The organism is Exiguobacterium sp. 17-1, assembly GCF_023096305.1.
In the GTDB taxonomy this organism is placed as follows: Bacteria; Bacillota; Bacilli; order Exiguobacteriales; family Exiguobacteriaceae; genus Exiguobacterium_A; species Exiguobacterium_A sibiricum_A.
This window is the reverse complement of the sequence record NZ_JALIGJ010000001.1, coordinates 1-26,906: the sequence shown is the minus strand read 5'-3', so window position 1 is coordinate 26,906 and position 26,906 is coordinate 1. Positions and strand designations below refer to the sequence as shown.

Genomic DNA, 26,906 nt, shown 5'->3' with positions numbered 1-26,906 from the left:
CGAAACATCCTCCTTGAACATGACTGTTTTTTAGCACTCACTTAATTGGAGTGCTAACATATTTTTATCTTAAACGGTTTTCGGTTGGAATTCAAGCCCGAACCCTTATGCGTTTTCCCGAAATCGCCATCTTTGAACCATCACCATTCGTGCGCCCGGTCGGTTTGTTTGTTACAATCGGGACAGTACCTTCATTACAAAGGAGTTGTGTCCCGACCGATGAAAAATTCCGTCAATCTGCCGTTTAACATGGCTGAGAAGTGGCAAATCCGTCACGTCATTCCGATCGTGATTTATTTAATCGTGCAACTTGTCCCAGGCTCGTTCAAGTATTTCATACCAAAAGATCAAATTTCGGGTGTAGTCGGCTGGTGGCTCGCGATTGGTTTTACTCTAGCTGTCATCGTTTCCTTCTATTGTTTACGTCCTGATTGGCAGAAGTGGAAAGCTGAAGGTAATCAGACCGATACGATGGATACGTTAAAGTGGATCGGGATCGGGATTGTCTTACTGTATGTCTCGCTGATCAGCGTCAATCTGGTGGATGCTTGGCTGTCCGGTGGTATTGACAATATTGCAAAATCACAGAACACGGATCAAATCATACAAGCAATCAAAGTCATTCCGATTCTTCAAGTCATGGTCGTCCTACTTGGTCCAATCATGGAAGAATTTTTGTTCCGCCATATCATGTTCGGAAACCTCTCGACGAAACTGAACTTCATCTTCAGTTTCATCCTCAGTGGTGTCATCTTCGGTCTGATTCACGATGACAACAAGTTCTTGATTTACGTTACGATGAGTTTTGTTTTCTCGCTCGTCTTCGTCAAGACCCGCCGCATCATCGCGCCGATCGCCATTCACGTCTTTAATAACGGCATCGTCGTGCTTGCCCTCTACGCAACGACTTAATTAACGAAAGGTAGTGTTTTCATGCGACAAGGTTCAAACTTCATGGCATTGTTTTATGCCATCTTCGGTATTCTGTTCATGTACCTCGCGTACAGCAATTCGATTGAGGCCGGAACGGTCTTCAACTTCTGGACAATCCTCTTGACGCTGTTCGCAGCGGTCGACTTTTACCGTCTCTACCTCATCTTCCGCTTCCGGATGGCAGCCAAGAAGATGATCAAGAAAGAACAGGAAAAAAAGGACGACAAGAAATAATGTAAAATGAGATCGCCGAGGACTCGGTGATCTCATTTTTTTCTGATCCTATCAAACGATGTAACGATTCGACAAAAGGAAGGTATCGTGTGTTTCGCCCGACTTCTGCGGGAAAAGGAAGCTCCGCTTCCGTCAGGAACAGGCGAGACCCTGTCGTCAGAGACGACAGCGGCTTGCGTTCCGCCCGAGAAAAGCGGGCGTGACAAACACGATACCGCGGTCAGCGAACAACAGATTACGTCCTCCTATTTCTAAGATAACAAAAAAGACCAGATGACGATTCATCTGGTCTGCTGTCGTACCTGTTATGCACTTTTCACTTTATCCTGCTTACCTTCCGTCGACATGAACTCGTCGAGCTGGTCGGAATCCAGAACACCTTCCCACTTCGCGATGACGAGTGAAGCAAGCGTGTTCCCTGTCACGTTGACGACAGAACGCATCATGTCCATGATCCGGTCGATCCCGGCGATGAAGGCAAGACCTTCAGGCGGAATTCCAACCGTTCCGAGTGTCGCGAGCAATACTACGAACGAGACGCCCGGTACAGCAGCCATCCCTTTTGATGTCAACATCAACACGAAGACAAGCGTCAACTGCGTGCCGATCGATAAATCAATGTTGTACATCTGCGCGATGAATAACGCCGCCATCGCTTGGTAAAGTGCTGATCCATCGAGGTTAAACGAGTAACCCGTCGGAACGACGAAACTGACGATTGACTTTGGAACACCCATTTTTTCGAGTTTTTCCATGACACGCGGTAAAACCGTTTCCGATGATGCCGTCGAATACGTCAAGAGTAATTCATCTTTGAAGACACGGACGAAATCCGAGACACGAACCCCGACCCATTTCATGATCGATCCGAAGACGATGACCATGAACAGAAGCGCCGTGACATACAATGTTCCAATCAATTTAAAGAGCGATCCGAGTGATTCGATTCCGAACGTCGAGACCGTAACACCAATCAGGGCGAAGACACCGATTGGGGCGAACTTCATGACGATGTTAACCAGGTTGAACATTGCCGCCGCGACACCTTCGAAGAAGCGGACGACCGGTAAACCTTTTTCCCCCGCGAATCCGACACCAAGTCCGAACAGAACCGAGAAGAAGATGATGGCCAGCATATCGCCACGCACCATCGCATCCAGGATGTTCGTCGGAACGATATTAACGATTTTCTCGACAAGACCTTGATCTTTCGTCGTTTCTTCCGTTGCGACGTACGTTGAGATGTCTGTCTTTTCGAGCGTCGCCATATTGATACCGGCTCCCGGCTCAACAAGGTTTGCTGCGAATAATCCGGTAAAGATCGCAATCATCGTGACGATTGTAAAGTAACCAAGTGTCTTCGCGCCGAGACGACCAAGACTTTTTGGACTTCCGACCGATGAGACACCGAGAACGATTGTTGTAAAGACGATTGGGACGACGATCATTTTCATCATCCGGATAAAGATATCACCGATTGGCTTCAGCCACTCCGCGACATGTGGATTCCCGTAAAAGATACCACCGACGGTAATCCCGAGAATCAATCCGATTAAAATCTGCCAAGCAAGACCAAGTGGTTTGCGTTTCGTTGCTGCCATAATCTGCCTCCTTAATTTCACACGTTTTAAAAACACATAAGTGAATTTTGTCCTAAATACAGCAAGATGTCAAATCGTTCTGTATTAGTACAGAATGGACAAAAAACGTGTTCCTACTGCCAAAAAGGCTGTAGAAACACGTTTTTGCTCTGTCTGTTAACGATTTTGATTGACCATTTCCTGAATCAATTCCCGATTCCGTTTTTTAAAGACTTCATTATGGGACGACACCATCGCGACTTTCGGTGCCTCCGGTTCAATAAACTTCTTCGCCCGGTTGACAGCATTCGCTGCATCCTGGAATGCACCGGAGATGAGATGAACTTTGCCATCATGCGACAGGATATCACCTGCTGCGTAAAGGCCGGGAACACTTGACTCACTTGATGCTGTACCGGCGATGTAAAAATCATCGACCTGTTGCAACTCAAGATCGCAGTTCGCAAGCAACTCGGCATCCTGCTCATAGCCGTGGTTGATGATGACTTCGTCAATCTCAAGCGCCACCGTCTCGCTTGTTGCACAATCGATCAGTTCGACCGAGGCAATCCGTTGATGGTCGTCACTCGCAACCAGCTTATGGATCGTCGTATTGAGCAGACAAACAGCCGAGCTGTTGACGAGCTGTTCAACTTGCGCCTCGTGCCCCGTGAAGCAGTCTTTCCGGTACGTGACGTAAACTTTTTTTGCGACCGGTTCGAGCTCGTTCGCCCAATCGATTGCCGAGTTACCCCCACCGGAAATAATGACGGTCTTATCCTTAAACCGTTCAATTGATTTGACGGTATAGTTCAAGTTCGACACTTCATAGCGTTCAGCGCCTTCGATTTTCAGCTTCTGCGGGTTGAGGATTCCGCCTCCGACGGCAACGATGACCGTCTTCGAATAGTGGACCGTTCCCGATTCTGCCTCTAGCACAAAATTGCCAAACACATCTTTCGTGATCGAGATGATCTTTTCATTCAGATGAACGGTCGGATTAAACGTCAGTCCTTGTTCGACCAGCTGTTCCATCAGCTTTGCACCGGTAATGGGCGGCTGACCCCCGACGTCCCAAATCATCTTCTCCGGATAGACGTGAATCTTTCCACCCAGTTCTGCCTGATATTCGATCAATTTCGTCTTCATTCCGCGTAGTCCACTATAGAAAGTAGAGTATAACCCGGCTGGGCCTCCACCAATTACCGTTACATCGAACAATTCCTGCTGTTCCATCTCGCTCACTCCCTCACGATTCGATACGACTGATTATCATTCTCATTCCCAATGATAACGTGAACATGTCTTGAAGACAAGAAAAAATGTTGACAGCGTTTTTATCGAACTGGTATGGTTAGGTGGACGATAGTGATAATCATTATCAATGAATACAGCTTTAAACGAAAAGGAGTCTGTGCATATGGTACGTCTAGCAACAGAAGAAATCAGCATCGGTTACGGAGATCGTACCATCGTCAAAGACTTGACGGTTCAGATTCCCGATCGACAAATCACGACGATCATCGGGGCGAACGGATGCGGCAAATCGACGTTACTGAAAGCGATGACCCGGATCATTCCCCATCAATCGGGACGCGCGTTACTCGATGGTCTCGATATCGCGAAGGAAAGTACGAAACTGCTTGCCCGGAAAATGGCTATCCTGCCGCAAACACCGGAAAGTGCAAGTGGTCTGACGGTCGCAGAGCTTGTCTCATACGGTCGCTTTCCCTATCAAAAAGGATTCGGTCGTCTGACGAAACATGATTACGAGATCATCGACTGGGCACTGGACGCGACGGATACGATGGCATTCAAACATCGTCCGGTCGACGCCTTGTCCGGCGGTCAGCGGCAACGGGTCTGGATCGCGATGGCCCTCGCTCAGGAAACGGACATCATTTTCCTCGACGAACCGACCACCTATCTTGATCTCGCCCACCAGCTGGAAGTCCTCGAGCTGCTGGAACAGCTCAACCGGACACAAGGCCGGACCATCGTGATGGTGTTACACGATTTGAATCAAGCGGCACGTTTCGCCGACTACATCATCGCCATGAAAGACGGTGAAGTCGTTAAAGCCGGAACGTGTGAGGAAGTCATCTCAAAAGACGTCCTGAAAGATGTATTCCATATCGATGCCGAAATCGGTCGTGATCCGCGCACGAATAAACCGATGTGCGTCACCTACAACTTAATTAAGGGAGATTGAAGTCATGAAAAAACTGCTATTACCGGTTCTTTTATTGTTAACGCTTGTGATTGCCGCCTGTGGCAACACGGAGAAAAAAGAAGAGACATCGTCCGCTGATACAAAAAAAGAAACGATTACCTATAAATCCGAAAACGGAGACGTCGAAGTACCGGCGAATCCGAAACGTGTCGTCGTCCTCGCCGGTTTTGCCGGAAACGTCATGGCGCTCGACGTCCCGCTCGTTGGTGTCGACTCATGGTCTAAATCAAATCCGAAGTTTGATCTGAAAAACGTCAAAGAAGTTTCAGAAGAAAACGTCGAAAAAGTCATCGAACTCAATCCGGATCTCATCATCGGTTACAACACGACAAAAAACATCGATAAATTCAAAAAAATCGCACCGACCGTCACATACACATACGGAAAAGTCGACTATTTGACGCAACACATCGAAATCGGTAAATTGCTCAACAAAGAGCAGGAAGCACGCGACTGGGTCAAAGACTTCAAAACACGTGCTGCGGACGCCGGAAAAGAAATCAAAGCCAAAATCGGTGAAGACAAAACGGTTTCCGTCATCGAAAGCTTCGACAAACAGCTGTACGTCTTCGGCGACAACTGGGGCCGCGGTACAGAAATCCTCTACCAAGAGATGAAATTGAAAATGCCTAAAAAAGTCACGGAAATGGCGTTAAAAGACGGCTATTACGCGTTATCACCTGAAGTTCTGCCGGAATATGCAGGCGACTATCTGATCTTCAGCAAAACAGCGGAAGCAGACAACTCGTTCACTAAAACGGACACGTACAAAAACATCCCTGCCGTTAAAAACAACCACGTCTTCGAAGTTGATTCAAAAGAGTTCTACTTCAACGATCCACTCACACTGGAACGTCAACTGGAGTTCTTCAAGAAAAATTTCCTTGGCGCGTAACGTATACTAAAGGAGGGAGCCTCATCGCTCCCTCCTTTTTTTGGATTCATACAAACTGGAGGCGATATCCGTGTCATCCGCTCGACTACCTTTTGGCTTAAAAATTTCATTCGGACTCATTCTGTTCGTCATCATGTTTTGGCTATCGATGACGTTTGGTGCTGCCGATACGACGATCCGCGAAGTCTGGAACGCCTTGACGTTCGGTCCGCTTAACAATAAAGCAAAAATCATTCAGGAAATCCGGCTGCCGCGTGAACTGGCAGCGATTCTCGTCGGGGCCGCCCTCGGCATCTCCGGGGCGATCATGCAGGCAATGACCCGAAATCCGTTGGCGGATCCCGGTCTGCTCGGTCTAACAGCCGGTGCCAATGCGGCCCTTGCCCTGGCACTCGTCTTCATTCCCGGCATCAACTATTACGGCATCATGCTCGCCTGTTTCCTCGGGGCAGCACTTGGCGCAGCACTCGTCTTCGGCATCGGTGCTTCCCGAAAAGGCGGCTTTTCGCCGCTTCGGATCGTCCTTGCCGGCTCTGCGATTTCCGCCTTCCTGTATGCGATCGCGGAAGGAATCGGCATCTATTTTAAAATTGCTCAGGACGTCTCCCAATGGACGTCAGGCGGTCTCGTCGGCACGACCTGGGGACAGCTTCAAGCCATTACGCCGGTCATCGTCATCGGTACATTGATTGCGATGATTTTCGCACGTCAATTGACGATTCTCAGCCTGTCGGAAGAAGTTGCACTTGGTCTTGGTCAAAACATCACCCGGATCAAAGCCGTGTTGTACGTCGTCGTCATCCTGCTTGCCGGTGCTGCCGTCGCCTTAGTCGGCAACATGGCCTTCATCGGATTGATGATTCCGCATATCGTCCGGGCGATCGTCGGGACCGATTACCGTTACATTCTGCCGATGACGGCTGTATTCGGAGCAACCTTCATGCTGCTTGCCGATACGATCGGCCGGACGCTGTTCGCACCGTACGAGACCCCAGTCATTGCGATTGTCTCGATGCTCGGACTGCCGTTCTTTTTGTTGATTGTCCGTAAAGGAGGTCACGTTTTCTCATGATGGAAACCCGTTTACGCAACCGTCAACGCCTGATCTTTTTATTATTAAGTCTGTTATTGCTCGGAACGATTGTCATCAGTATCGGTCTGGGGCCTGCGTCGCTCTCTTACGATCGCCTACTTCCTACACTGTTTGGTCAAGGGTCATTTAAAGAAGATTTTGTCCTGTTCTCGCTCCGTCTGCCACGAATTATCATTACATTACTTGCGGGAATGGCACTTGCCTTGTCCGGTTCGATTTTGCAAGGCATCACTCGTAATGAATTGGCGGACCCTGGAATCATCGGGATCAACACAGGAGCCGGTGTTGCGGTGGCGATTTTCTTCCTCTATTTCCCGGTTGATGTCGGCTCATTTATCTACGGATTACCGGTTGCGGCATTCTTAGGTGCTTTAGTGACGGCCGTAGCCATTTACGCGCTTTCTTACGACCGGAATCGCGGCTTGCAACCAATCCGGTTGATTTTGACCGGCGTCGGTTTTTCGATGGCGTTGTCCGGCATCATGGTCATTCTGATCTCGTCGACAAAACGCGAAAAGGTCGACTTCATTGCCAAATGGCTTGCCGGTAACATCTGGGGCACGGACTGGACGTTTGTCTATGCTCTGTTGCCGTGGCTGATCGTCCTGATTCCGTTTACACTCTATAAAGCAAACAAGCTCAACCTGCTCGCCTTAAATGAACCGGTCGCAATTGGCGTCGGCGTATCGATTGAAAAGGAACGGATTCAACTGTTGCTGACGGCTGTCGCACTCGCTGCATCCGCCGTCTCTGTCACCGGTGGGATTTCCTTTATCGGTTTGATGGCGCCGCACATTGCCCGGGCGCTCGTCGGTCCCCGTCATCAATGGTTTTTACCGATTGCGCTGTTGATTGGCGGATTTTTGCTCGTCCTGGCCGATACAATAGGACGCAACATTGCCGATCCGGACGGCGTGCCTGCCGGTATCGTCGTTGCGTTAATCGGCGCACCGTACTTTATCTATCTGCTGCTGAAGAAGTAAGAAAACTGATCAACCAATAAGAAATGATTTCTTGTTTCACTCGCTTTCCTCAGGCGAGACACAAGCCAGTTTTCCTGCCCATCTGGACAGGAAAGCGGGTCTTGTTTGTCTCTGACAGCGCAAGTTGCCTTGCGCTTCTTCCTGCAGGAGTCTCGTAAATCAAATCATTTCTAAAAAAACAACAGCAGCGACAGGAATTTCAACTTCCCATCGCTGCTGTTGTTTTTTTACGTATCGTTTTATTACATCATTCAATATTTTACGCGCCGCGCTTCCCGTTCCGCGAGAATCAGCTCGCGTTCTGATAAATGCGTCGGATCAAGCCGTTTGATCCGGGAATCGACGAGACGGTCGAGTGACAAGACGGACAGTAAAAAGACAAGAATCGGTCCGATCAGCGTTGGTCGCGACACATACGGAATCAAGAACTGGGACGCCACGACAAGCAGCAGCTCGCTAATCGTAATGACGATGTACGGCAACCCGAGGTGATCCCAAACTTCCATCCGGTCAAATCGTTTTGTGAAGTAACGGTACTTCAACAAACGAACCGTCCATTGGTAGCCGAGGACTGGAATCAGTAAAAAATAATGCATCGATGCTTCAGAGAAATTCAAATCATCTGCCAAAAACAAAAAGACGACCAAAACGAGTAGAAAAAATACCGTCTGAACACGCCGGGCACGTTTCGTGAAGCGCAGATAATCAAGCTTTCGTTGTCGTCCCACCTCTTCCATACCATTCTCCCCTTTCCACCGAACTAACTTCTTTTCCGGTACTGCTCGACTTCCCGCATCGTCACGAACGCGGGATCCAGTTGTTTCGCTATCGTATTTAATCGAGAGACATATACTGTAATCGCAAAAACCCAGAACATAATCAAGGTGAAGGAAACACTTGAATACTGGGGAAAGATCATTCCTGCATAGAATAAAATGATAGGGACAAGATAGCCGAGCATCGAAGCCCGACCGACCTTTAAAACGGTCTGTTGATACAACTCAGCCGGAAGACGTTGTTTTAAAATTCGCAGACGCATGATTTCGCGGACGACACCGCCTAAACACAGTACCGTAATCGAAAATAACGTAAACAGTCCGGTCTCCCAAAAACCCGGAATGAACCAACCAATCAATGCGAGGACCAAAACCGGAACCGGCGTCAGATGTTGAAGCTTTTTGAGCGGCGGTCCAAGCAAGTTTAACCGTGTATTTTTTTCAAGCAGTGTATTCATTTGATTTTCGCTCCTACTTTACACATTTTTGTACACTTCCTGATCACTGACAAAATCCGGATCATCGCGTCGCATACGGCTTTTAAACCACCATTCAGACACCAAGTAAATCGGGACCAAAATAATCAGAATCGTCCCCCACATCTGCCAAAACGACATCTTCACCGTCTGTACCAAAAGGATTGCAAAAGTAACACTTAAGACAACGTTTTGGACAAGCCAAAACCGCCAGTGTCTGGTTGCCAGTTCTTCACCAATGTACGATTCAAGAATCTGACGTTTTTTGACTTGATAACGAAGATTGGATCCAAGGAAAGCAGCCGGAAATAACAGCGTCAATAGAACCGAATCAAACCATGTCATTAAAATCCCGATACCCATCAAAAGTAGAACTGTCCATAACCACTTCGTTCCTAAAAGGTCTTTCTCCATGTAAGCCAGCGTCAACTCATGTAACCGTTCGTCCCGTGCCGTGCGCATGATGTTCTCTCCTTTAGATGTCATTCTTCCAGATACTTCACGTGCTTATGCACTTCCTGATCACTGACGAAGTCGGGATCGCCTGACCGTGCCATTTTCTTAAACAGCCAATCGGTCGCGAAATAAATCGGAGCGAGAATCAAGATGATCCAAAAAGTCATCTTCCATAAGGACAGACCTTTCGTTTCGAGTACAACCATGAGCAATGAGCCATATAACAAAATCTGAATTCCGAGCCACAGCATCGATTGTGTCATGATCTGATCTTTTGAGAGATACCGTTCTAAAATCCTGCGTTTTTCCAGCTGGAACGGGAAATCAAAAATCAGATAGACAAGCGGCAACAGACCGAAGTAAAGGGCTGAATCCATCGTTTCCGAAAAAATGCCGAGCGTCGCCGCTACTGCCGCCATCAGCCAGCCGTTCTTTTGCAGTTGACTCTTGTCGATATAAGCAAGCGTCAGTTCGTGTAACCGTTCGTCCCGTGCCGTTTGCATCCGGCTTTCCTCCTTTATCCTTGCTGAATCTCTGTTTCGCTGATATAGGTCGGATCAATCTGTTTGGAGCGGTACGTCAAGAAGCGTCTGCAGAGCCAGTAAAACGGGATGACGCCAAGACACAGTCCGAGCAAAAAGACCGTGCTCGAACGATTAGCCGTGAGAACAATCAACGCAGCCAGCGCTCCGTATTGAAACAGGCCGACGCCGACATGCAGACGGAACAGACGGTCTGCTGATTTTTTTGACGTGTGACGGGCAACGATTTGAAAACGGCGGCGTTGCATCACTACATCATATATGAAATACAGAATCGGAATGATTAAGGCAAGCAACGGTCGTTCGATCATATTGCTGACGAATAAGAACAGAGCCAAGACACCCCATAATTTAGCGGTCGTTCGTTGATGCATGTGTTGATATAGCGCCTTTAATTCGGTTTGTTGAACCGTTACAGTTTCCATTCGGGCACGTTCCTTTCGTTTGTTCTTCACTGTAATATACTTACATTTTACCAGTTATGTTTCAAAAAAAAAGAAACTTCTGCAAAAGAAGTTTCTAGGCCGAGACCTGGATGATTAGATAGATGACACTGTATGCAACAATGGCAAGCGGAATCATTGCGACACCAATCAACCAACCGTTCTTATCCCGAATTCCGAGATACAGAACCAGACAGCCGACGATGAAGGCAATGAGTGTAGTAAATGGATTCATACGAGTTCCCCCTCAAAAAAATAACCTATAAAGAAATTTCCCATTCCCGGAACTTGATAAACACCGAAAGCCTTTCTGTAACACACTGCGAAAAAAACAGTGTCGATTCCGGCGAACGTCCACCGGGACCAACACTGCTTTCAAATCCTTACTTCTTCGTGATGACGACTTTCTTCTCGACGACATGGCCACCGAGGTCTTTTAATTTCAAGTTGTAGACGTTTTGACCTTTTTTCAAGGTAACGGTCTTGTTGATCGTTTTCTTAAAGGCGCGCATCTCGTATGGCTCCTTGAACGAACGGCGGTATTCGGCGTTGCCATTCAGATCAAAGCGTAACTCATCGTAGTTATCGCGCAGGACAATCGTCATCTTGGCTGTTTTCGTTTTGCTTGAAACCGTTTTTGGTGCTGTCACGCGGATTGTCGGACGCTCCGAGTCGATGATGACTTGACGGCTGAAGGCAACACGATTGCCTTTTCCATCATAAGCTTCGACTTTAAACGACTTCACACCATCTGTCGTATACGTGATGTCATGGCTGAATGCATAGTGTTGTTGAACCGCATCCCAGCGTAATTTAACGGCTTTTCCGTTGATTTTGAATGATTTGATACCAGACTCATCCGCGACGTTTCCTGAAACCGTCACTTGTTGTGATGTCGTTAAGCCCAGTGCTTCCGGTGTATCGATCTGGACACTCGGAACGGCTTTATCGACACCTGATGTGTTGACGTTTTTCTTCACGCTGTTGCCGGCGTAATCTGATACTACGAACGTGACTTTTGCTCGGCTTGGCAAATCCGTCAACGTGTAGTTTTTAGCAGATGGCGCAAGCGGCTGTTCCAAGACACTTTTTCCATCGACCAGGATATCGAATGAAGCGATACCCGTTCCTTGGTCACCGGCTGTCCAGGAAACTGCTTTTTTGTCAGCATCCCATTTAACGGTTGCTGCCGGAACTTTTGTATCGATGTAGATCGGGAATAATGCCGTCTGCCATTTCGCATTCGGATAATCGACGACCGATTTGACCTGATAGTAGTACAGACCATCTTTGACTTTTGAACCGTTGACCGTTCCATCCCATGCCGCATTCGTCACCGGTGTGAAACCATCTTCCGATCCGCCATCGTAATAGTTTTTGATGACGTCTGACTGCGTTTCGAGTTTACGGAGTGTTGATTTATTGCGGTCAAGAATCGAGTAATCGACTTTTTTCGCGTTCCGTAAGAACGACAGGACCGGGAAGGCCTCATCGGCACTGCCGTCACCGTTCGGTGAGAACGAGACTTTTTCTTTAACGACGTCGCCTGCAGCATTCGTTCCGAGGAAGTTGAAGTTATCCTTCACTTCTGTCGCAAGACCTGTGACGCCGTAGAACGTGTTGTCATCATAGAGTGGTGCATCAACAATTGGTGCTTTGTCCCATGCTCCTTTGAAACCAACGTACGGAACTGTCAACTCAGGATTTTTGCTCTTCGTATCGATCAGACGGACGAATCCTTCGACGAAGTAGCCGTTTTCGAAGATGGTTTCAAGCGGCGCACCGTTTGCCCAATCGACTGTATCTTTTAAATCAACCGTAACGTTGACTTTTGTCGTACTCTTCGCGTTGATCGCGACCGAGCTTGCTTTCTTCGAGCCGACCGTAAAGGAAATCGGGAACGTCCCTTTGTTGGCATCAACCGAATCAACTGTTCCTTTTTTAAAGATTCCGTTCGCTTCAAGGAAATTTTGACCTTGGACGGCAAGATCCGATTGAACCGTTCCGGCAAGTTTATACGTTAACTTTTCATTACTGTAGTTCTTTAAGTCGAGCGTAAAGCTGAACTTGTCGCCGACTTGTTTCAAGGCTGCTTTTCCTTCACCCGACTTCGTTTCCGTTACGACGACCGGTGTTTTCATGGCGGCATGCAAGTCCATCAGTCCGGCTCCCTCACGACGTGGTGAGTAGTAATTGCCAGTCTTCGCTTCCTGATTATACTTACCTGAATCCAGCTGCGGACGTGATGTGTTCATCAAGATGGTCTTCGCGAGTTTAACGCGTGTCGCGCCACTGACCTTGAAGTCTTTATCAATCCGTTGCATGACGAGTGCCGTTCCACCGGCGACGTGTGGTGCTGCCATCGATGTCCCGCTCATGACGCCATACTCGTTATTATTAAGCGTCGAATAGATTTTTCCGCCTGGTGCCGTGATTTCCGGTTTGAAGTCTAGGTTCGGCGTCACACCCCATGATGTGAAGTCAGACATTTCACCGGCAACCGGGTTTGGTGTCGAGACGGCTTTCCCGTCAAACGTCACTGCCAGTGCCTTACCGGCTTTCGCTTTTGCTTCGAGCTCGTTGCCGTCTGCGATGCTTAACGAGACGAGTGGAATCGTCGGTTTGTTAAGTGCCATGCTGACATAGTCTCCGTGCTCAACCCGACCACGGACGATGACACCGGCTGCCCCTTGTTTTTCGGCTTCCGCTTGAATCATCGCATAGTTAAAACCGCCGTTACGGACGACGAAGACGACTTTATCTTTGACGTCTTTATCGGCATAGTTGGCTTCACTGCCATCACCGACATAGACGACATCCATCTTTTCTTTATCAAAGACAGCAATCGGGTTCGGTGAATCTTGTTTTTGGTACGCCAGGTAACCGGCATCCTGCCCGTCGACCGTCAATGCCATTCCTTCTAACGTCAATTGTGTGTTCTCAACAGAGGCGACTTGAAGCGATTCGCTGATCAGTCCAGGTGAACCGACAACACCGACATCCGGATTCGACGCGTATGGATTTCCGGCACCGCTTCCGGCGAAAGCTGAGTTACCGGCTGAAATCGCACATAAAATACCGTTGTTCATCGCATTGACGATTGCTTTTTGTTCCGGATCATCTTTTTGAACGAAGGATGCCGTTGAACCAAGACTCATGTTGATGACGTCTGCACCGAGGGCAATCGCATCATCAATCGCTTTGATATAGATATCACTGAATGTCGACGGCATACCTGGATCATTGCCGAAGACTTTCATTGCGAGCAGTTGTGTTTCCGGTGCGACACCTTTAATGCCACCATTCGTCTCATCGCCGTTGGCACCAACCGTACCGGCAACGTGCATCCCGTGCATCGAAGCGCCTGCTCCGAGGTCACGGATTTCGCTGTCATGATCGGCATAGTTATAACCGTACGGGACTTTTTCCGTAAAGTAGTTTCCTTTTAAGCCTTTTGACGATTTAAAGCTCTCGACTTTTGAAGACGTCAAATCAACTTTCGTCTCCGGACTGAGGACCATGTCCTTGTGCGTCGGGTCAATTCCCGTATCGATGACGGCAACGATTGTTCCCTCGCCTTTATAGCCGTAGTCCTGCCATGTTTCCTTCGCATTGACCATGTCTTTGCTGTGCAACATGTTTGGTGTCGCGCCTTTTTCAACTTCTGGACGCGCATATTCGTGTGCAATATGTACATTTTTGATGCCGCTTAATTTCTTCAACTCTTTGATTTCACCGTATTTGACTTCGCCGCTGAAACCGTTCAAGACAGTTGTGAAACTTTCTTTATACGAAACAGAAATATCTTTTTGGGCAATCGCTGCTTTGACTTCTTTTTGTTTATTGACGATTTGATTCTTAAGAATAATTTTTTCCGTGTTGCTTAACGTGCTGTAACGCTTATTTTGTGCTTGTGCATGTTCAATCGCTGCTTTTTGATCGAGCTCGACGACAATCCGTACTTTTTCGTTTTGACTGTATGACTTTTCTTGACCCGCTTTTTTCAGTGAGAGTGCTTGTGGCTTTTGTACATCCACTTTTTGTGATGACACGTGTCCCTCAGCATGAACTAGGCTGGAAGATGTCATGAGGGCAGCTGCCATCAGAGCAATCTTCTTTTTCTTCATTCTTTTTCCTCTTTTCCAAAAATGTAATGTGGAACAAAGCATATTAAACGAAAATTCTGTATTTTTAGTTTAATTAACTTTCGCTTAATATACAATTTAAATTTGGTGCTTTTTAAAAGTATTTGTTTGTTTATTACATCACAAAATGTATAAATCCTTATATTTCCTTATCTATTTCTTACAGGTGAAGAAAAAAGGACATAAAAAAAACCTTGGTTTCCCAAGGTTTCGGCAGGTAAAGCGATATGGAGACTATCGGGCTCGAACCGACGACCTTTTGGCTGCCAGCCAAACGCTCTCCCAGCTGAGCTAAGCCCCCGTGTGTTTCTATTACGAGTATAACCACTTCTGTTCATTTTTTCAATATAAAATTAGACCGCTTACAAAAAAAAGCTTTTCTTGCCATCACGGCAAGAAAAAGCTTCTTCTTTTTACTTATTTAACTCACGCATCAGATCTGCCTGTCGTTCCAGTTCCGCCTGTTGCTCCAGGATCAGCACTTTTTTATACGTCCGTGCCGAGATGATGATACTGATTTCATACAGGACGAACAGCGGAACAGAAATCATCAAATGCGATGTGATGTCGGGCGGTGAGATCAACGCCGCGATCACGAACAGCGCAAAATACGCATACTTCCGATTCTTCCGCATGAAGAACGGCGTCACGAGTCCGAGCCGTGTCAAAAACATCGTCACGACCGGTAACTGAAACAACAGACCAAACGGAATCGTCAACCGGATCAGGAAACTGAAATAGTTCTCGACCCCGATGACCTGTTCAATCCCAAGCTCTTGTCCGAGTTCCGTTGATACTTCCAGTAAAAACGGCAACAGCCAAAAATAAGAAAACGAAACGCCCGCGAGGAATAAGAAAAACGTCACGGGAATGTACGTCAACGTCGCTTTTTGTTCTTGGTCGTGCAGACCGGGACGGATGAACGCCCAAAGCTGGTACATCCAAAACGGGGACGCCAAGACGATTGCGATGATGAACGCAAGATTCAGATATAACATCAACGGATCAACGACGTTAAACGCATTCAGACCAATTCCGAGTTCCTTGAGGTCGGCCTGTAAGAAACGGACGAGCGGCCGGACGAGCGGAAAGGCTGCGATAAACATGACCACCACGATGATGAGCGACCAGACAATCCGCTTACGCAGTTCATCTAAGTGCGATGTCACACTCTGTTCTTGATCGATCGCCATGATTCACTCACTTCTCTTTCGTTTCGTCCTTTTTGTCCTTATCATCGTCCATGATGCCGTGTGTCGCACTCTTGAACTCTTTTAACGTTTGACCGGCCGCGCGGCCGAGTTCCGGTAATTTCTTCGGTCCGAAGATGATGAGGGCGACGACACCAATCAAGGCGATGCTTCCCGGTCCCATGAATCCGACCGTTAACGGAATAAGGTTTTCCATTATGATTTCACTCCTTCAGCTGATTGCGAATAATGCTTCATGAAATAGACGAGCGACTGCAGCTCGATTGACAGATCGATGTGATGCACCCGGACATGGGCCGGTACATTCAACCGGGCCGGTGTAAAGTTCAGAATGCCGGTCACACCGTACTCAACTAACTCATCCGCCACTGACTGGGCGAACTGGGACGGTACCGTCAAGATGGCGACGTCGACATGGTTCGCTTTGATTTGTTCTTTCATATCCGACACATGATAAATCGGAACGTCCTGCGTCGTTGTTCCGACCTTATCTTCATCGGCGTCAAACGCGATGACGATACGAGTACTATTATTCTTTAAAAAGTTATAATTTGCAAACGCTGTTCCGAGATGTCCGACCCCGATTAAGGCGACATTCGTGACCTCGTCTTGGTTGAGTGTCTTTCGGAAAAATGTTAACAAATGTTGAACATTATAACCGTACCCTTTTTTCCCTAACGCCCCAAAGTAGGAAAAGTCACGACGGATCGTCGCGGAGTCGACTTTGACCGCTTCGCTGAGCTCTGCTGACGAGACGCGCAGCTTGCCGGAGTTATAGAGACTCTGGATAAAACGATAATATAACGGCAGTCGTTTCGCCGTTGCTTGTGGTATTTTTGTGTCTGGCCCATTCATACTGCAGTTCCCCCTTCGGCCACGTTCTGACGTGGCACCCAAATCAATGCAAAGAATTCTACTCCCCTTGATTGTAAACCACTTCACATAGAGTAACAAATATTATATTCGGCAGGATTTTTCGTGATAGACTAAAGGGTGGAAGGATGGATGGATATGATTCTCTTACAAGTAAACCAACTCTCAAAATCATTCGGCGTAGAGCCGATTTTAGACAATATTAAACTCGAAGTACAGGAACGGGACCGGATTGCCCTCGTCGGACGAAACGGTGCCGGAAAATCGACACTTTTAAAAATCATCGCCGGGGAGCTGTCACATGACTCGGGGGAGATCATGAAAAGCAAGGAAGTCCGGATTGGTTATCTCGCGCAGGACAGCGGACTCGAGTCGAACGAATCGATTTGGAACGAGATGCTGACCGTCTTTGAGCATCTGCAGGATCAGGAACGGGCGCTTCGCCGGATGGAAATCGAAATGGGCATGGAGCACATATTAAATGATCCGACTGCCTATGACCGTCTCCTGAAAACGTACGATCAAGCGCAACACGACTTCTCGGAAGCCGGCGGCTATCAGTTCGAAGCCAACATCCGCTCCGTCTTACACGGGATGCGTTTTTATCCGGACGATTATTCCCGCCGGATTCAGACGCTTTCTGGTGGACAGCGGACCCGGCTTGCCCTGGCGAAAATGTTACTCCAGGCACCGGAACTGTTGATTCTCGATGAGCCGACCAACCACCTCGACATCGATACGTTGTCTTGGCTTGAAAGCTACTTATCCGGTTACCGTGGTGCCGTCTTAATCGTTTCCCACGACCGCTACTTCCTCGATCAAGTCGTCAACGTCGTCTATGAATTGTCCCGGAACGTGTCCCGGAAATTCACAGGCAACTATACGAAGTATCTCGAACAAAAAGCGGCACTGTACGAACAGGAAATGAAACAGTTCGAACAGCAGCAGGAAGACATCGCGAAGATGCAGGACTTCATCCAGCGTAACATCGCCCGTGCGACGACGACGAAACGGGCGCAAAGTGTCCGCAAGCGTCTCGAAAAAGTCGACCGGATCGACCGTCCGGACGGCGACGAACGCAGTACCGTCCTATCGTTCCCGATTGAAAAGCAGAGCGGCAATGACGTCCTGCAGGTCAATCAACTCGCTGTCGGCTACGAAGAAGCCGTCTCGAAAAACATTACGTTCCGGCTGCAACGTGCGGAATCACTGGCGCTCGTCGGACCAAACGGAATCGGCAAGTCGACGTTACTGAAAGTGCTTGTCGGCCGTCTCAAACCGCTGTTCGGTGACTATCGTTTCGGTACCGGTATCTCAATCGGCTACTACGATCAGGAGCAGGCGGAACTGAATGACCGCAACCGTGTCATCGATGAGATTTGGAACGAATGGCCGTTGATGCGCGAACAGGAAGTCCGGTCCGTGCTTGGGCAGTTCCTATTCAGCGGCGATGATGTCTTCAAGCTCGTCCATGAATTATCGGGCGGTGAACGCGGACGTCTGGCGCTCGCGAAGCTGAAGTTACGGAAAACGAATCTGCTTGTGCTGGATGAGCCGACGAACCACCTGGATCTTGATTCGAAAATGGTCCTCGAAAACGCACTCGTCGATTACGAAGGCACGTTACTGTTCGTCTCCCACGACCGTTACTTCATCGACCGGGTTGCGACCCGCGTCATCGAGATGAGTACAGACGGTGTGACCGATTACCTCGGTGACTACTCGTATTATATGGAGAAAAAAGCCGAGAAGGAAGAAATCGCCCGTCTCGAAGCGGAAGAAGCGAAAGCAATCAAAGTCGCGTCGACAAAGACGATTGACAAGGAAGCCCAAAAAGAAGCACGTAAAAAGAAACAGCAACTCGAGCAGCTCGAACAAGAAATTGAACGGTTAGAAAACCGGTCGGTTGAAATCGAACAGTTGTTGTGCGAACCAGAAGTCTTTAATGATATTCCGAAAGCGACCGCCCTTTCGGCAGAGCGCGATCAGATTGATGTCGACTTGCTCGATTTGATGGAACAGTGGGAGTCGTTCCACTGATGCGCTCGAAAAGTTATCTAATCAATCTGATCCAAGGATTATTGTCCGGCGTCCTCTACTTCGTCCCGATGTATGCGGACTATGTCTCGGCTTTCATTCGTCCGGATGCATTTAATGCCGTTTATCCATTATTCATCTTAATTTCCTGTATGATCGGACTTGTCATCCAAACGTGGAGCGGACTGTTCATCAGTTTATTGTCGGGTCTGATCTGTACGTTGTTGACGATTCAGTCGTTCGTCGAACTGAATGATCCGATGATCATCATGTATTACGGCGCTGTCTCACCACTGGTCGCCTTTTTGATCAGTTGTGTCGGAATCTGGGCACTTGCCGTCCTGTTTTATCTGCTGGACGGTTTCCAGTACAGTAAACGCCATAACATGGAGTAAGCAACAAAAATAGACGAGGAAAGCGGATATCGAATCTGCTTTCCTCGTCTATTTGTATGGCATTGTCTTATTTCGTAGGACGGGCAATCGTGAAGATTTCACCAATCTTGGCATAATCATTTCCGGCGAGACGGGCAATTGCTTTTAAACCGTCCGCATCAATCCGGAACGACTCCTCGAGTTCATCTGCGACATGATACCGGATGACTTCGCCGATCAATAAATCGGCTGCCTCCAGCTCAATGTGTTGTGACAGCTTCAGTTCAAAGCGAACCTTCGCTTCCGCAACTGCCGGGACGTCAATCAAATCACTGTCGATCAGTGTTAGATTCGTCCGCTCCAGTTCACTTTCACCGTAAGCGAGCGGGGCTGCCGTTTCGTTGACCGCTTCGACGATCTCTTCACTGACGATATGGATGACATATTCTTGATTCAATAAGATATTTTTAGCGGTGTCTTTTTCGCCCTGATCCGTCTTTTGAACGGCAATCAACAGTTGCGGCGGATGGCTCGAAGCGACGGTGAAGAACGAAAACGGGGCGGCATTGACCGTTCCGTCCGCTCCTTTCGTCGTGACAAAGGCAATCGGTCTCGGGATGATACTCCCGATCAACAATTTATAATTTTCTTTTGGACTGAGTGACTGTGCATCAAACTTCATCTTTTTACCCGCTTTCTCTGATCACCCGAGCATGGCTGCGAGTGAATAGTCTCCGGCACCAATCAAGGCGACGCCAAGGGCGATGACGATCAGTGCCATGTTGTATTCGTACCCGTTCTGTGTCACCCAGTAACCATTTTGTCCGTGCACCTTGATGATCGCAACAAGCATCGACCCGATAATCAGTGCTGCCGCGAACCATAAGAACAATCCACCGGCAAATAGTAAACCACCAATCAGTTCTGCCAGTCCTGCTGCAAGCGCAAGTGTTTTACCCGGTTTCATCCCGATCGATTCGAACCAGCCGCCTGTTCCTGCAATCCCGTGTCCACCGAACCAGCCAAACAATTTTTGTGTCCCATGTGCTGCAAATGTTAATCCAATCACCAATCGAATAAGAAATAATCCTAAATCCATCATCTTGATTAAAACCCCTTTTACTTAATGTTTTTTAATTACTTTTCGTAACCTAAATACGACTATAAACTAACACTTACTAAAAGTAAATAGATTTGTTTTTGTTTATTTTATTACTTTAAGTAAAATAATTCGTAATTTTGCATCAGAGTGGGTATACTAAGACTATAGAAAGGATGAGTGCTGATGGAAGAGACATTGATTCCGACTGCCCTTTGTCCGAAAGTCGAACATGCCTTTGAAATTTTGGGCAAGAAGTGGACGGGCTTGATTTTACGTCATCTTATGACGAAGACCTGTCGTTTCAACGAAATTCAAGATGCGATTCCGGAGTTATCTGGTCGTATGTTAACGGAGCGCATGAAGGAACTTGAGGCGGAAGGTATTGTCATCCGGACCGTCATTCCGGAACGTCCGATTAAAATTCAATACAGTTTGACTGACAAAGGTCGTCAGCTTGAACCTGTCATTCGTTCAATCGAAGAATGGGCCGAGCTCCAAGACTGACATAAAAAGTCTCTCCACTCTGGAGAGGCTTTTTATTTTCGTTTGTATTGAGAACGATTATCATTTAAACTAAAGGTGTTCATGTTTTGGAGAAAGGATGATTCAGATGAACATCATGATTGGTTTTGTCAGCATGTCCGGCAATACAGAAGATATCGTGCACCTTTTGCGGGCGGAACTCGAACGCAAGGGCTGTACGGTTCATATACAAGAGCTTGATCAGTTATTTCCATCTGACTTCTCTCAGTATGATGCCGTGCTACTCGGCTCGTACACATGGGGAGACGGCGATTTACCGTATGAAGCGGAAGATTTTGTTGAGGATCTTGCCGATAGTGACTTGAAAGGTTTGGCAGCTGCCGCCTTTGGTTCGGGGGATCGTGATTATCCGAAATACTGCGCCGCTGTCGATTTGCTCGAACAGACGTTACAATCAGCCGGTGCGACCGTCATCGCTCCTGGTCTGAAGATTGAGTTTGACCCGGATACACCGGAGAAACAAGCCGCCTGTCACACGTTCGCTGAAGAATTTTTCGAACGGGCACAACGATTACATGCTTAAACGAAAGACCTCGGCTGTCGTCAGCCAAGGTCTTTTTTTGCTTTCCAGCGTTTTTGAATGTACCACGGGACAATCGTCAATACGAGAAAGACGAGGATGGCACCGATGATGAGTTGTGGATCTTTTGAGACGATACTGCTGCCTAAAAAGTTATAAGCAAACGTACCGGGGATGATTCCAAGCAACGTCGCCAGGAAAAAGGATAACAAGCGGACTTTCGACAGCCCGGCGGCATAGCTGATCAAATCGAAGTTAAAAATCGGCAACAGACGGAAAATCAGGACATAGATAAATCCATTTTTTTCGAGTTGCTGCTGAATCTGATTGAGTTTTCCTACTTGTTCCTTTTTCTTGATTAGCCGGTTCCCAAGCTTTTGGGCAACTAAAAAAGCAACGACAGCGCCAAGTGTCGCTCCGATGACGGTGTAAAGTGTCCCGAGCCAGGCACCAAACGCCAAACCACCGGTGATCGACAGGACCGATGCCGGGAAGAAAATCAACGGACGAATCGTATAGAGTAAGATATACAGAATCGGCGCCCACATCCCGAATGATAAGATCCAGTCCTTGATGTCGCTTGGACGGAGGTTGAGATAGGAACGACTGAACCAAATCAGTCCGCTGATGATCAAGACAAGCAAAAGAATTCGAATGATTTTTTGTCGGCGTGTCATAAAATGTCTCATTTCCTTTCCGGTAGAGCCTGGTCTTATCTATCAGTTCCCGAATCCGGCTCGCGTCACGCCTCCGCTCTCTCCTCTAATACGTGTTTCAGCGACATCAGTTTTCGGGAACTAGATACAGATAACATGTAACTCAGAAAGGTGATCAGCATGACGCAACCAATTAAAGCATTAGTCTTTGATGTGTACGGGACCTTATTCGATGTCCATTCCGTCAAAGTGAAAGCAGAAGCATTGTATCCGGAACACGGAGAAGCGATCAGCCAAGCCTGGCGCCAAAAGCAACTCGAATACTCATTTTTACGCCAGTTGAACGGTCAATACGTTCCGTTCAGCCAAGTGACGCGTGATGCGCTCCGTTACGCCTTACTGCAACTGAAGCTCCACGTCACGGAAGAAAATATTGCCGCCCTGATGGAAGTCTATTTGAAGCTCGATCATTACCCGGAAGTCGATTCCGTCTTACAACAGATGAGTCATAAACAACTGGCTGTCTTCTCAAACGGCTCACACGACATGCTGGACCCGTTGATTGAACAGTCCGGTCTAGCGGAGCGGTTTGATCACATCATCAGTGTCGATGATATCAAACAATACAAACCGACCCCGGCATCATACATGCATGCCCTCAATACACTGGGTCTCAAACGGGAAGAAATCCTGTTCATGTCGTCGAACGGCTGGGATATCACCGGTGCCAAAAGTTTTGGTTTCCGGACAGCCTGGATCAATCGATCCGGTCTGCCGGTCGAAGAGCTGAATCTTGACCCGGACAGCATTTACGATGACTTGACCGGTCTACTCGAATGGAAATGAAACAAGCGATGCTCTCCCAAGATTTGTGGGGAACATCGCTTATTTTAATAGTTCGCAAGACGTGAGAAACCTTTTTTAAAGAGATCCAGCTTCAAGCCGCCGTCTTTTTCGATAAAGAACAAGTATTCTTTTTGGTCGGTGTCTTTATAAAACACTTTGTAAAGCGTCAACGTCCGCTTTTTGTTGTTTTCACTGGCAACGACTTGGTGTTTTGAAATGACCTCTGCTTGGACCTGCTCTCCATCCAGACGATCGATCATCGGTTGGAATGATTTTTTTTCTTGTTCGGTTGCCGGTTTTCCCGGTGCAATCGTGAAGAAGTCATCACTCGCTTTATTCGTCAAACCATACTTCCGGTCGACGACCACAACATTCTTCAGCTCGCCATCGACAGTTTGATCAAAGGCGTACAGTTTTTCAATCCGTGTCTGCTCACCTTCCGCGCGACCGATTTCATACAACGGCTTTTGCTTCGTATTTGTCTCGACGGCTTTTTTATCCGGTACGAGCTCTTCTTTGTAGGCGATTTGATAGGCATTGACGATTTCACGAATCTGTAAGCCGATTGCGACAATGACAAGTACACCTAATAACACGATGATGACTTTTTTCATTCCATTTTTCCCCCATGTCTCTCGAATTCCTTACTTTAAATCTAGCCCAGGTTCGGCATTCATGGCAAGTGTCGATTGGCGGCCTGCCCGGTAAGGGTGAATCGCTGCCGCTCCAATCATTGCGGCATTGTCGCCGCACAAGTGCATCGGTGGAATGACCAGCTCGATGCCTTCGCGTTCGCAGGCTTCTGTCAATCCTGTTCGCAGTCCGCGGTTTGCCGCAACACCACCCGCGACAAGCAACTGTTTACCACCCTTTTCTTTGACGGCACGGATGGCTTTCGTAACGAGCACTTCGACGACGCTGGCCTGAAAACTGGCAGCCAAGTCTTCCGGAATGATGACCTCTCCGCGTTGTTCAGCATTATGAACCGCATTGATGACAGACGATTTGAGTCCACTGAAGCTGAAGTCATACGACTCTTTTTCAAGCCAAATCCGCGGGAAATGGAAAGTATCCTGACCGGTTTGCGCCAGTTGATCAATTCGGGGACCACCCGGATAAGGCAGTTTCAAGGTCCGTGCTACTTTATCATAGGCTTCTCCTGCTGCATCATCACGGGTTTCACCGATGACCTCATACACACCATCTTCCGGCATGTAAATCAATTCCGTATGTCCACCGGACGCAATCAAGCAAACGAGTGGAAAGTGGAGCTCTTGTTGCAGACGGTTGGCATAGATGTGACCTGCGATATGATGGACACCGAGGAGCGGCTTACTATGCGCGAACGCCAACGCTTTTGCTGCACTGACACCGACGAGTAACGCTCCGACAAGCCCCGGACCTTCCGTAACGGCAATCGCATCGATGTCATCCATCGTGACACCAGCTTCCGTTAATGCATCATCGATGACATACGTGATGCGTTCAACATGATGACGGGATGCCACCTCCGGGACAACTCCTCCAAAACGTTTATGACTTTCAATTTGGGAAGATACGACATTCGACAAGACATCTGTTCCTCCACGGACGACAGCCGCAGCTGTCTCGTCACAACTTGATTCAATGGCTAATATCAACGGCTGTGTCATCACTCGTCTCCTTCCAGTTCCAGCCAATAGATGGCTGCATCTTCATTATTATCTTGATAATACCGTTTTCTCGTTCCGGCATATAAAAATCCCAGTTTTTCATACAGGGTCCGTGCCGGTGTATTTGATACACGCACTTCAAGCGTCATCGCCCGTAATCCCAATTGTCTTGCTTGTTCAATTAACGCAACCAGCAATGCCTCACCGATTCCAAGACCACGTGCCTTTTTTTTAACAGCGACGTTCGTGATATGCCCTTCATCGGCAATGTGCCACAGCCCCGCGAATCCGATGATTTCATCCGTCTCTGCGACCAGGTAATACGCATTCGGATTTTGTGTCATCTCCGCAATGAATGATTCCAGCGTCCACGGTGTCGCAAAGGATTCGAGTTCCACGGCATGCACACCTGGCGCATCCATAACCGTCATTTTTCGAATAGAGACATTAGTCATGACGTTGTGCCTCAATCCACTTGGCTTCTGCTTCCGCGAGACGTAAGTAACGCGGTTCGAATGCATGAGTCTCGACCGGTTCACGTGCAGCTCCAAGCAAGGCAAGGACACCAGCCCGTGGTGCACGGAATGCCGGATTCACGATTGAGAATGATTGAAGTTCCGTTGTGAACTTGTCTGTATCACCTGTCATCTTCGTATCCGCTGGCAGCGCCTTGACGAACTCAGCAACGACCGTATGCTGTTCTTCGCCCACCAATTGACCATCTTCATAGAAGCCGACGAATCCGGTTCCACGGCGCGCATCCTGAATCGCAACGATTCGTCCGGTTAACCCTGCTGAAGCTGCCATCAATTCAAGCGTCGAGACCGGCACTAAATCGATACCCAACGTATACGCCAATGTCTTAGCTGTCGTTGCTCCGATCCGAAGACCTGTATAAGAACCGGGTCCGTCAGCGATGACGATACGTGTTAAATCTCGCGGCGACCAGTTGACTTCCTGCATCATCCGTTCGAGTAAAGGCATCAGTTTTGTCGCATGGTTCAAAGACGTCACATAAGAGGCTTCTGCCAAAATCTGTTGTCCGTCCGATAACGCAACAGACAGTTGTTTCGTCGATGTATCAATCGCTACGATTTTCATGGATTCAACCCCTTACATAGTTGGATGTACTGCTCACCGATTGGTTCTAAACGAAAACGGCGTGACTCATCACCTGTCCGTTCGATCGTAATCGCAAGACGTTCTGGCGGAAGGACGTCGGCAATCAATTCCGACCATTCGACGACCGCGACACCGTCTCCATTTAAATATTCTTCAAGACCGATATCATCCCCGCCCTCGAGACGATAGACATCCATATGATAGAGTGGCAATCGCCCAGTATAAACTTTCATGATCGTAAACGTCGGACTGTTGACGTTACGTGTCACCCCAAGTCCTTTCGCAAACCCCTGTGTAAACGTCGTTTTTCCTGCGCCCAGGTCACCATCAAGTGTTACGACCATTCCTTTAAAGGCACGGTGGCCCAGTTCAACGGCAAGCGTCGTCGTTTGTTCGAGACTCATCATTTCAAGTTCCATCATCGATGTCCCTCCTCCTTTTCTCTTACTCCATTGTACCGAACAAAAAAGGCAAAAAAAAATACGAAACGCTGAACGTTTCGTAGTAAAGTTGAAGTTAAGTTTAAAATTGGTTGCGGGGGCCGGATTTGAACCGACGACCTTTGGGTTATGAGCCCAACGAGCTACCAGACTGCTCCACCCCGCGACGATAAACGTTTCGGATTTGAATTATAAAAATTGGTTGCGGGGGCCGGATTTGAACCGACGACCTTTGGGTTATGAGCCCAACGAGCTACCAGACTGCTCCACCCCGCGATGATATAACGTTTCGACAGATATTAATATAACATGTACTTTTAAAAAAGACAAGTCTTATTTCATTTTCTTGTTATTTTTCTTAAAAGAACTTATACTGACATCATTTTCCGACTGCTTTTTAAAAGAAAAACCGATCTGCATATGCAGATCGGTCCTTCACTTGCCTGGCAACGTCCTATCCTCACAGGGGGAAGCCCCCAACTACTTTCGGCGTTCAAGTGCTTAACTTCCGTGTTCGGCATGGGAACGGGTGTGACCACTTGGCTATCGTCACCAGACGACGGGCTCGCGCCCTCAAAACTGAAGTCATCAACAATGCATCTGCTAGAACAAGGCCTCGACCGATTAGTATCACTCAGCTCCGCATGTCGCCATGCTTCCACCCGTGACCTATCTACCTCATCGTCTCTGAGGGGTCTTTCTTGATTACTCAAAGGGAAATCTCATCTTGGAGGGGGCTTC

Annotated in this window: 31 protein-coding genes, 3 tRNA genes and 2 rRNA genes; 11 read left to right on the top strand and 25 right to left on the bottom strand. The window is 48.0% G+C overall.

Features of this window, described 5'->3' with window-relative positions; all coding sequences use genetic code 11:
- Positions 1-219 precede the first annotated feature (219 nt).
- A complete protein-coding gene (locus MUN34_RS00180) occupies positions 220-912 on the top strand; it encodes a CPBP family intramembrane glutamic endopeptidase (protein WP_247856546.1) in 693 nt (230 codons plus the stop codon).
- Between the two features lie 21 nt (positions 913-933).
- Positions 934-1,167 (top strand): DUF4305 domain-containing protein, encoded by a 234-nt coding sequence (locus MUN34_RS00175; RefSeq protein WP_012371633.1) that lies wholly within the window; start codon positions 934-936, stop codon positions 1,165-1,167.
- 305 nt (positions 1,168-1,472) lie between these two features.
- Here the strand turns inward: MUN34_RS00175 and MUN34_RS00170 are convergent, their stop codons facing one another.
- Together MUN34_RS00170 and MUN34_RS00165 are read right to left on the bottom strand one after the other, a co-directional pair.
- Positions 1,473-2,768 (bottom strand): cation:dicarboxylate symporter family transporter, encoded by a 1,296-nt coding sequence (locus tag MUN34_RS00170; protein WP_026827273.1) that lies wholly within the window; start codon positions 2,766-2,768, stop codon positions 1,473-1,475.
- A 156-nt stretch (positions 2,769-2,924) separates the two neighbouring features.
- A complete protein-coding gene (locus MUN34_RS00165) occupies positions 2,925-3,983 on the bottom strand; it encodes an NAD(P)/FAD-dependent oxidoreductase (RefSeq protein WP_247856545.1) in 1,059 nt (352 codons plus the stop codon).
- Between the two features lie 184 nt (positions 3,984-4,167).
- On the opposite strand from MUN34_RS00165, the gene MUN34_RS00160 reads away from it, so the two are divergent.
- From MUN34_RS00160 to MUN34_RS00145, 4 genes are all read left to right on the top strand, one after another.
- Positions 4,168-4,959, top strand: a complete 792-nt coding sequence (locus MUN34_RS00160) for an ABC transporter ATP-binding protein (protein WP_247856544.1) — start codon at positions 4,168-4,170, stop codon at positions 4,957-4,959.
- 4 nt (positions 4,960-4,963) lie between these two features.
- On the top strand, positions 4,964-5,875 hold the full coding sequence (locus MUN34_RS00155) for an iron-hydroxamate ABC transporter substrate-binding protein (protein ID WP_026827270.1): 912 nt from the start codon (positions 4,964-4,966) through the stop codon (positions 5,873-5,875).
- A gap of 70 nt (positions 5,876-5,945) precedes the next feature.
- Positions 5,946-6,947 (top strand): FecCD family ABC transporter permease, encoded by a 1,002-nt coding sequence (locus MUN34_RS00150; protein ID WP_481804372.1) that lies wholly within the window; start codon positions 5,946-5,948, stop codon positions 6,945-6,947.
- Positions 6,944-7,951 (top strand): FecCD family ABC transporter permease, encoded by a 1,008-nt coding sequence (locus tag MUN34_RS00145; RefSeq protein WP_247856543.1) that lies wholly within the window; start codon positions 6,944-6,946, stop codon positions 7,949-7,951. Before MUN34_RS00150 ends, MUN34_RS00145 begins: the two co-directional genes overlap by 4 nt.
- A gap of 251 nt (positions 7,952-8,202) precedes the next feature.
- On the opposite strand, the gene MUN34_RS00140 is transcribed toward MUN34_RS00145, so the two are convergent.
- The 11 genes from MUN34_RS00140 to MUN34_RS00090 form a co-directional block, all read right to left on the bottom strand.
- Entirely contained in the window at positions 8,203-8,688 is a 486-nt protein-coding gene (locus MUN34_RS00140) for a hypothetical protein (protein ID WP_247856542.1), read from the bottom strand.
- Between the two features lie 23 nt (positions 8,689-8,711).
- A complete protein-coding gene (locus MUN34_RS00135; RefSeq protein WP_247856541.1) occupies positions 8,712-9,185 on the bottom strand; it encodes a hypothetical protein in 474 nt (157 codons plus the stop codon).
- A gap of 18 nt (positions 9,186-9,203) precedes the next feature.
- On the bottom strand, positions 9,204-9,665 hold the full coding sequence (locus MUN34_RS00130; protein ID WP_247856540.1) for a DUF2101 family protein: 462 nt from the start codon (positions 9,663-9,665) through the stop codon (positions 9,204-9,206).
- 20 nt (positions 9,666-9,685) lie between these two features.
- Positions 9,686-10,162 (bottom strand): hypothetical protein, encoded by a 477-nt coding sequence (locus MUN34_RS00125; protein WP_247856539.1) that lies wholly within the window; start codon positions 10,160-10,162, stop codon positions 9,686-9,688.
- Between the two features lie 14 nt (positions 10,163-10,176).
- A complete protein-coding gene (locus MUN34_RS00120) occupies positions 10,177-10,626 on the bottom strand; it encodes a hypothetical protein (protein ID WP_247856538.1) in 450 nt (149 codons plus the stop codon).
- A gap of 94 nt (positions 10,627-10,720) precedes the next feature.
- On the bottom strand, positions 10,721-10,879 hold the full coding sequence (locus MUN34_RS00115; RefSeq protein ID WP_014971497.1) for a hypothetical protein: 159 nt from the start codon (positions 10,877-10,879) through the stop codon (positions 10,721-10,723).
- A 148-nt stretch (positions 10,880-11,027) separates the two neighbouring features.
- Complete coding sequence (locus tag MUN34_RS00110; RefSeq protein ID WP_247856537.1) at positions 11,028-14,771, bottom strand: S8 family serine peptidase; 3,744 nt, start codon at positions 14,769-14,771, stop codon at positions 11,028-11,030.
- A 246-nt stretch (positions 14,772-15,017) separates the two neighbouring features.
- Positions 15,018-15,090, bottom strand: a tRNA-Ala gene (locus MUN34_RS00105).
- 112 nt (positions 15,091-15,202) lie between these two features.
- Positions 15,203-15,982: a twin-arginine translocase subunit TatC gene (tatC, locus tag MUN34_RS00100; RefSeq protein ID WP_114597253.1), complete on the bottom strand. Its 780-nt coding sequence runs from the start codon at positions 15,980-15,982 to the stop codon at positions 15,203-15,205.
- A gap of 7 nt (positions 15,983-15,989) precedes the next feature.
- Positions 15,990-16,196, bottom strand: a complete 207-nt coding sequence (locus tag MUN34_RS00095) for a twin-arginine translocase TatA/TatE family subunit (protein ID WP_026830343.1) — start codon at positions 16,194-16,196, stop codon at positions 15,990-15,992.
- Complete coding sequence (locus tag MUN34_RS00090) at positions 16,196-16,855, bottom strand: redox-sensing transcriptional repressor Rex (protein ID WP_012371649.1); 660 nt, start codon at positions 16,853-16,855, stop codon at positions 16,196-16,198. Before MUN34_RS00090 ends, MUN34_RS00095 begins: the two co-directional genes overlap by 1 nt.
- Before the next feature lie 156 nt (positions 16,856-17,011).
- On the opposite strand from MUN34_RS00090, the gene MUN34_RS00085 reads away from it, so the two are divergent.
- Both MUN34_RS00085 and MUN34_RS00080 read left to right on the top strand, forming a co-directional pair.
- Positions 17,012-18,913 carry an ABC-F family ATP-binding cassette domain-containing protein gene (locus tag MUN34_RS00085; RefSeq protein ID WP_247856536.1) on the top strand — a complete coding sequence of 634 codons (1,902 nt, stop codon included), beginning with the start codon at positions 17,012-17,014 and terminating at the stop codon, positions 18,911-18,913.
- Complete coding sequence (locus tag MUN34_RS00080) at positions 18,913-19,305, top strand: hypothetical protein (protein WP_051525108.1); 393 nt, start codon at positions 18,913-18,915, stop codon at positions 19,303-19,305. Before MUN34_RS00085 ends, MUN34_RS00080 begins: the two co-directional genes overlap by 1 nt.
- 67 nt (positions 19,306-19,372) lie before the next feature.
- On the opposite strand, the gene MUN34_RS00075 is transcribed toward MUN34_RS00080, so the two are convergent.
- Together MUN34_RS00075 and MUN34_RS00070 are read right to left on the bottom strand one after the other, a co-directional pair.
- Positions 19,373-19,966 (bottom strand): flavin reductase family protein, encoded by a 594-nt coding sequence (locus MUN34_RS00075; protein ID WP_247856535.1) that lies wholly within the window; start codon positions 19,964-19,966, stop codon positions 19,373-19,375.
- Positions 19,967-19,987: 21 nt separating this feature from the next.
- Positions 19,988-20,386, bottom strand: a complete 399-nt coding sequence (locus MUN34_RS00070) for a DoxX family protein (protein WP_026827257.1) — start codon at positions 20,384-20,386, stop codon at positions 19,988-19,990.
- A gap of 183 nt (positions 20,387-20,569) precedes the next feature.
- Here MUN34_RS00070 and MUN34_RS00065 point away from each other — a divergent pair, with 183 nt between their 5' ends.
- Together MUN34_RS00065 and MUN34_RS00060 are read left to right on the top strand one after the other, a co-directional pair.
- On the top strand, positions 20,570-20,890 hold the full coding sequence (locus MUN34_RS00065) for a winged helix-turn-helix transcriptional regulator (protein WP_012371654.1): 321 nt from the start codon (positions 20,570-20,572) through the stop codon (positions 20,888-20,890).
- A 106-nt stretch (positions 20,891-20,996) separates the two neighbouring features.
- A complete protein-coding gene (locus tag MUN34_RS00060) occupies positions 20,997-21,452 on the top strand; it encodes a flavodoxin (RefSeq protein WP_348772869.1) in 456 nt (151 codons plus the stop codon).
- Between the two features lie 20 nt (positions 21,453-21,472).
- Here MUN34_RS00060 and MUN34_RS00055 read toward each other — a convergent pair whose 3' ends face one another.
- On the bottom strand, positions 21,473-22,126 hold the full coding sequence (locus MUN34_RS00055) for a TVP38/TMEM64 family protein (protein WP_247856533.1): 654 nt from the start codon (positions 22,124-22,126) through the stop codon (positions 21,473-21,475).
- Positions 22,127-22,285: 159 nt separating this feature from the next.
- Between MUN34_RS00055 and MUN34_RS00050 the strand changes: the two genes are divergently transcribed.
- The gene (locus tag MUN34_RS00050; protein WP_247856532.1) at positions 22,286-22,951 is read left to right on the top strand and encodes a haloacid dehalogenase type II; all 666 of its coding nucleotides are present in this window, start codon (positions 22,286-22,288) and stop codon (positions 22,949-22,951) included.
- Positions 22,952-22,995: 44 nt separating this feature from the next.
- Here the strand turns inward: MUN34_RS00050 and MUN34_RS00045 are convergent, their stop codons facing one another.
- The 9 genes from MUN34_RS00045 to MUN34_RS00005 form a co-directional block, all read right to left on the bottom strand.
- A complete protein-coding gene (locus tag MUN34_RS00045) occupies positions 22,996-23,565 on the bottom strand; it encodes a hypothetical protein (RefSeq protein ID WP_026827253.1) in 570 nt (189 codons plus the stop codon).
- A gap of 30 nt (positions 23,566-23,595) precedes the next feature.
- The gene (gene tsaD, locus MUN34_RS00040) at positions 23,596-24,603 is read right to left on the bottom strand and encodes a tRNA (adenosine(37)-N6)-threonylcarbamoyltransferase complex transferase subunit TsaD (RefSeq protein WP_026827252.1); all 1,008 of its coding nucleotides are present in this window, start codon (positions 24,601-24,603) and stop codon (positions 23,596-23,598) included.
- A complete protein-coding gene (gene rimI / locus MUN34_RS00035; protein WP_247856531.1) occupies positions 24,603-25,058 on the bottom strand; it encodes a ribosomal protein S18-alanine N-acetyltransferase in 456 nt (151 codons plus the stop codon). The genes tsaD and rimI overlap by 1 nt, the downstream gene beginning before the upstream one ends.
- Positions 25,051-25,704 carry a tRNA (adenosine(37)-N6)-threonylcarbamoyltransferase complex dimerization subunit type 1 TsaB gene (gene tsaB / locus MUN34_RS00030; RefSeq protein WP_247856530.1) on the bottom strand — a complete coding sequence of 218 codons (654 nt, stop codon included), beginning with the start codon at positions 25,702-25,704 and terminating at the stop codon, positions 25,051-25,053. The genes rimI and tsaB overlap by 8 nt, the downstream gene beginning before the upstream one ends.
- A complete protein-coding gene (gene tsaE / locus MUN34_RS00025; protein WP_247856529.1) occupies positions 25,701-26,147 on the bottom strand; it encodes a tRNA (adenosine(37)-N6)-threonylcarbamoyltransferase complex ATPase subunit type 1 TsaE in 447 nt (148 codons plus the stop codon). Before tsaE ends, tsaB begins: the two co-directional genes overlap by 4 nt.
- Positions 26,148-26,254: 107 nt before the next feature.
- Positions 26,255-26,331 (bottom strand) — tRNA-Met (locus tag MUN34_RS00020).
- A gap of 33 nt (positions 26,332-26,364) precedes the next feature.
- Positions 26,365-26,441, bottom strand: a tRNA-Met gene (locus MUN34_RS00015).
- Between the two features lie 165 nt (positions 26,442-26,606).
- Positions 26,607-26,722: ribosomal RNA gene (gene rrf / locus MUN34_RS00010) — 5S ribosomal RNA — on the bottom strand.
- Positions 26,723-26,769: 47 nt separating this feature from the next.
- A 23S ribosomal RNA gene (locus tag MUN34_RS00005) occupies positions 26,770-26,906 on the bottom strand; the annotation flags it as partial.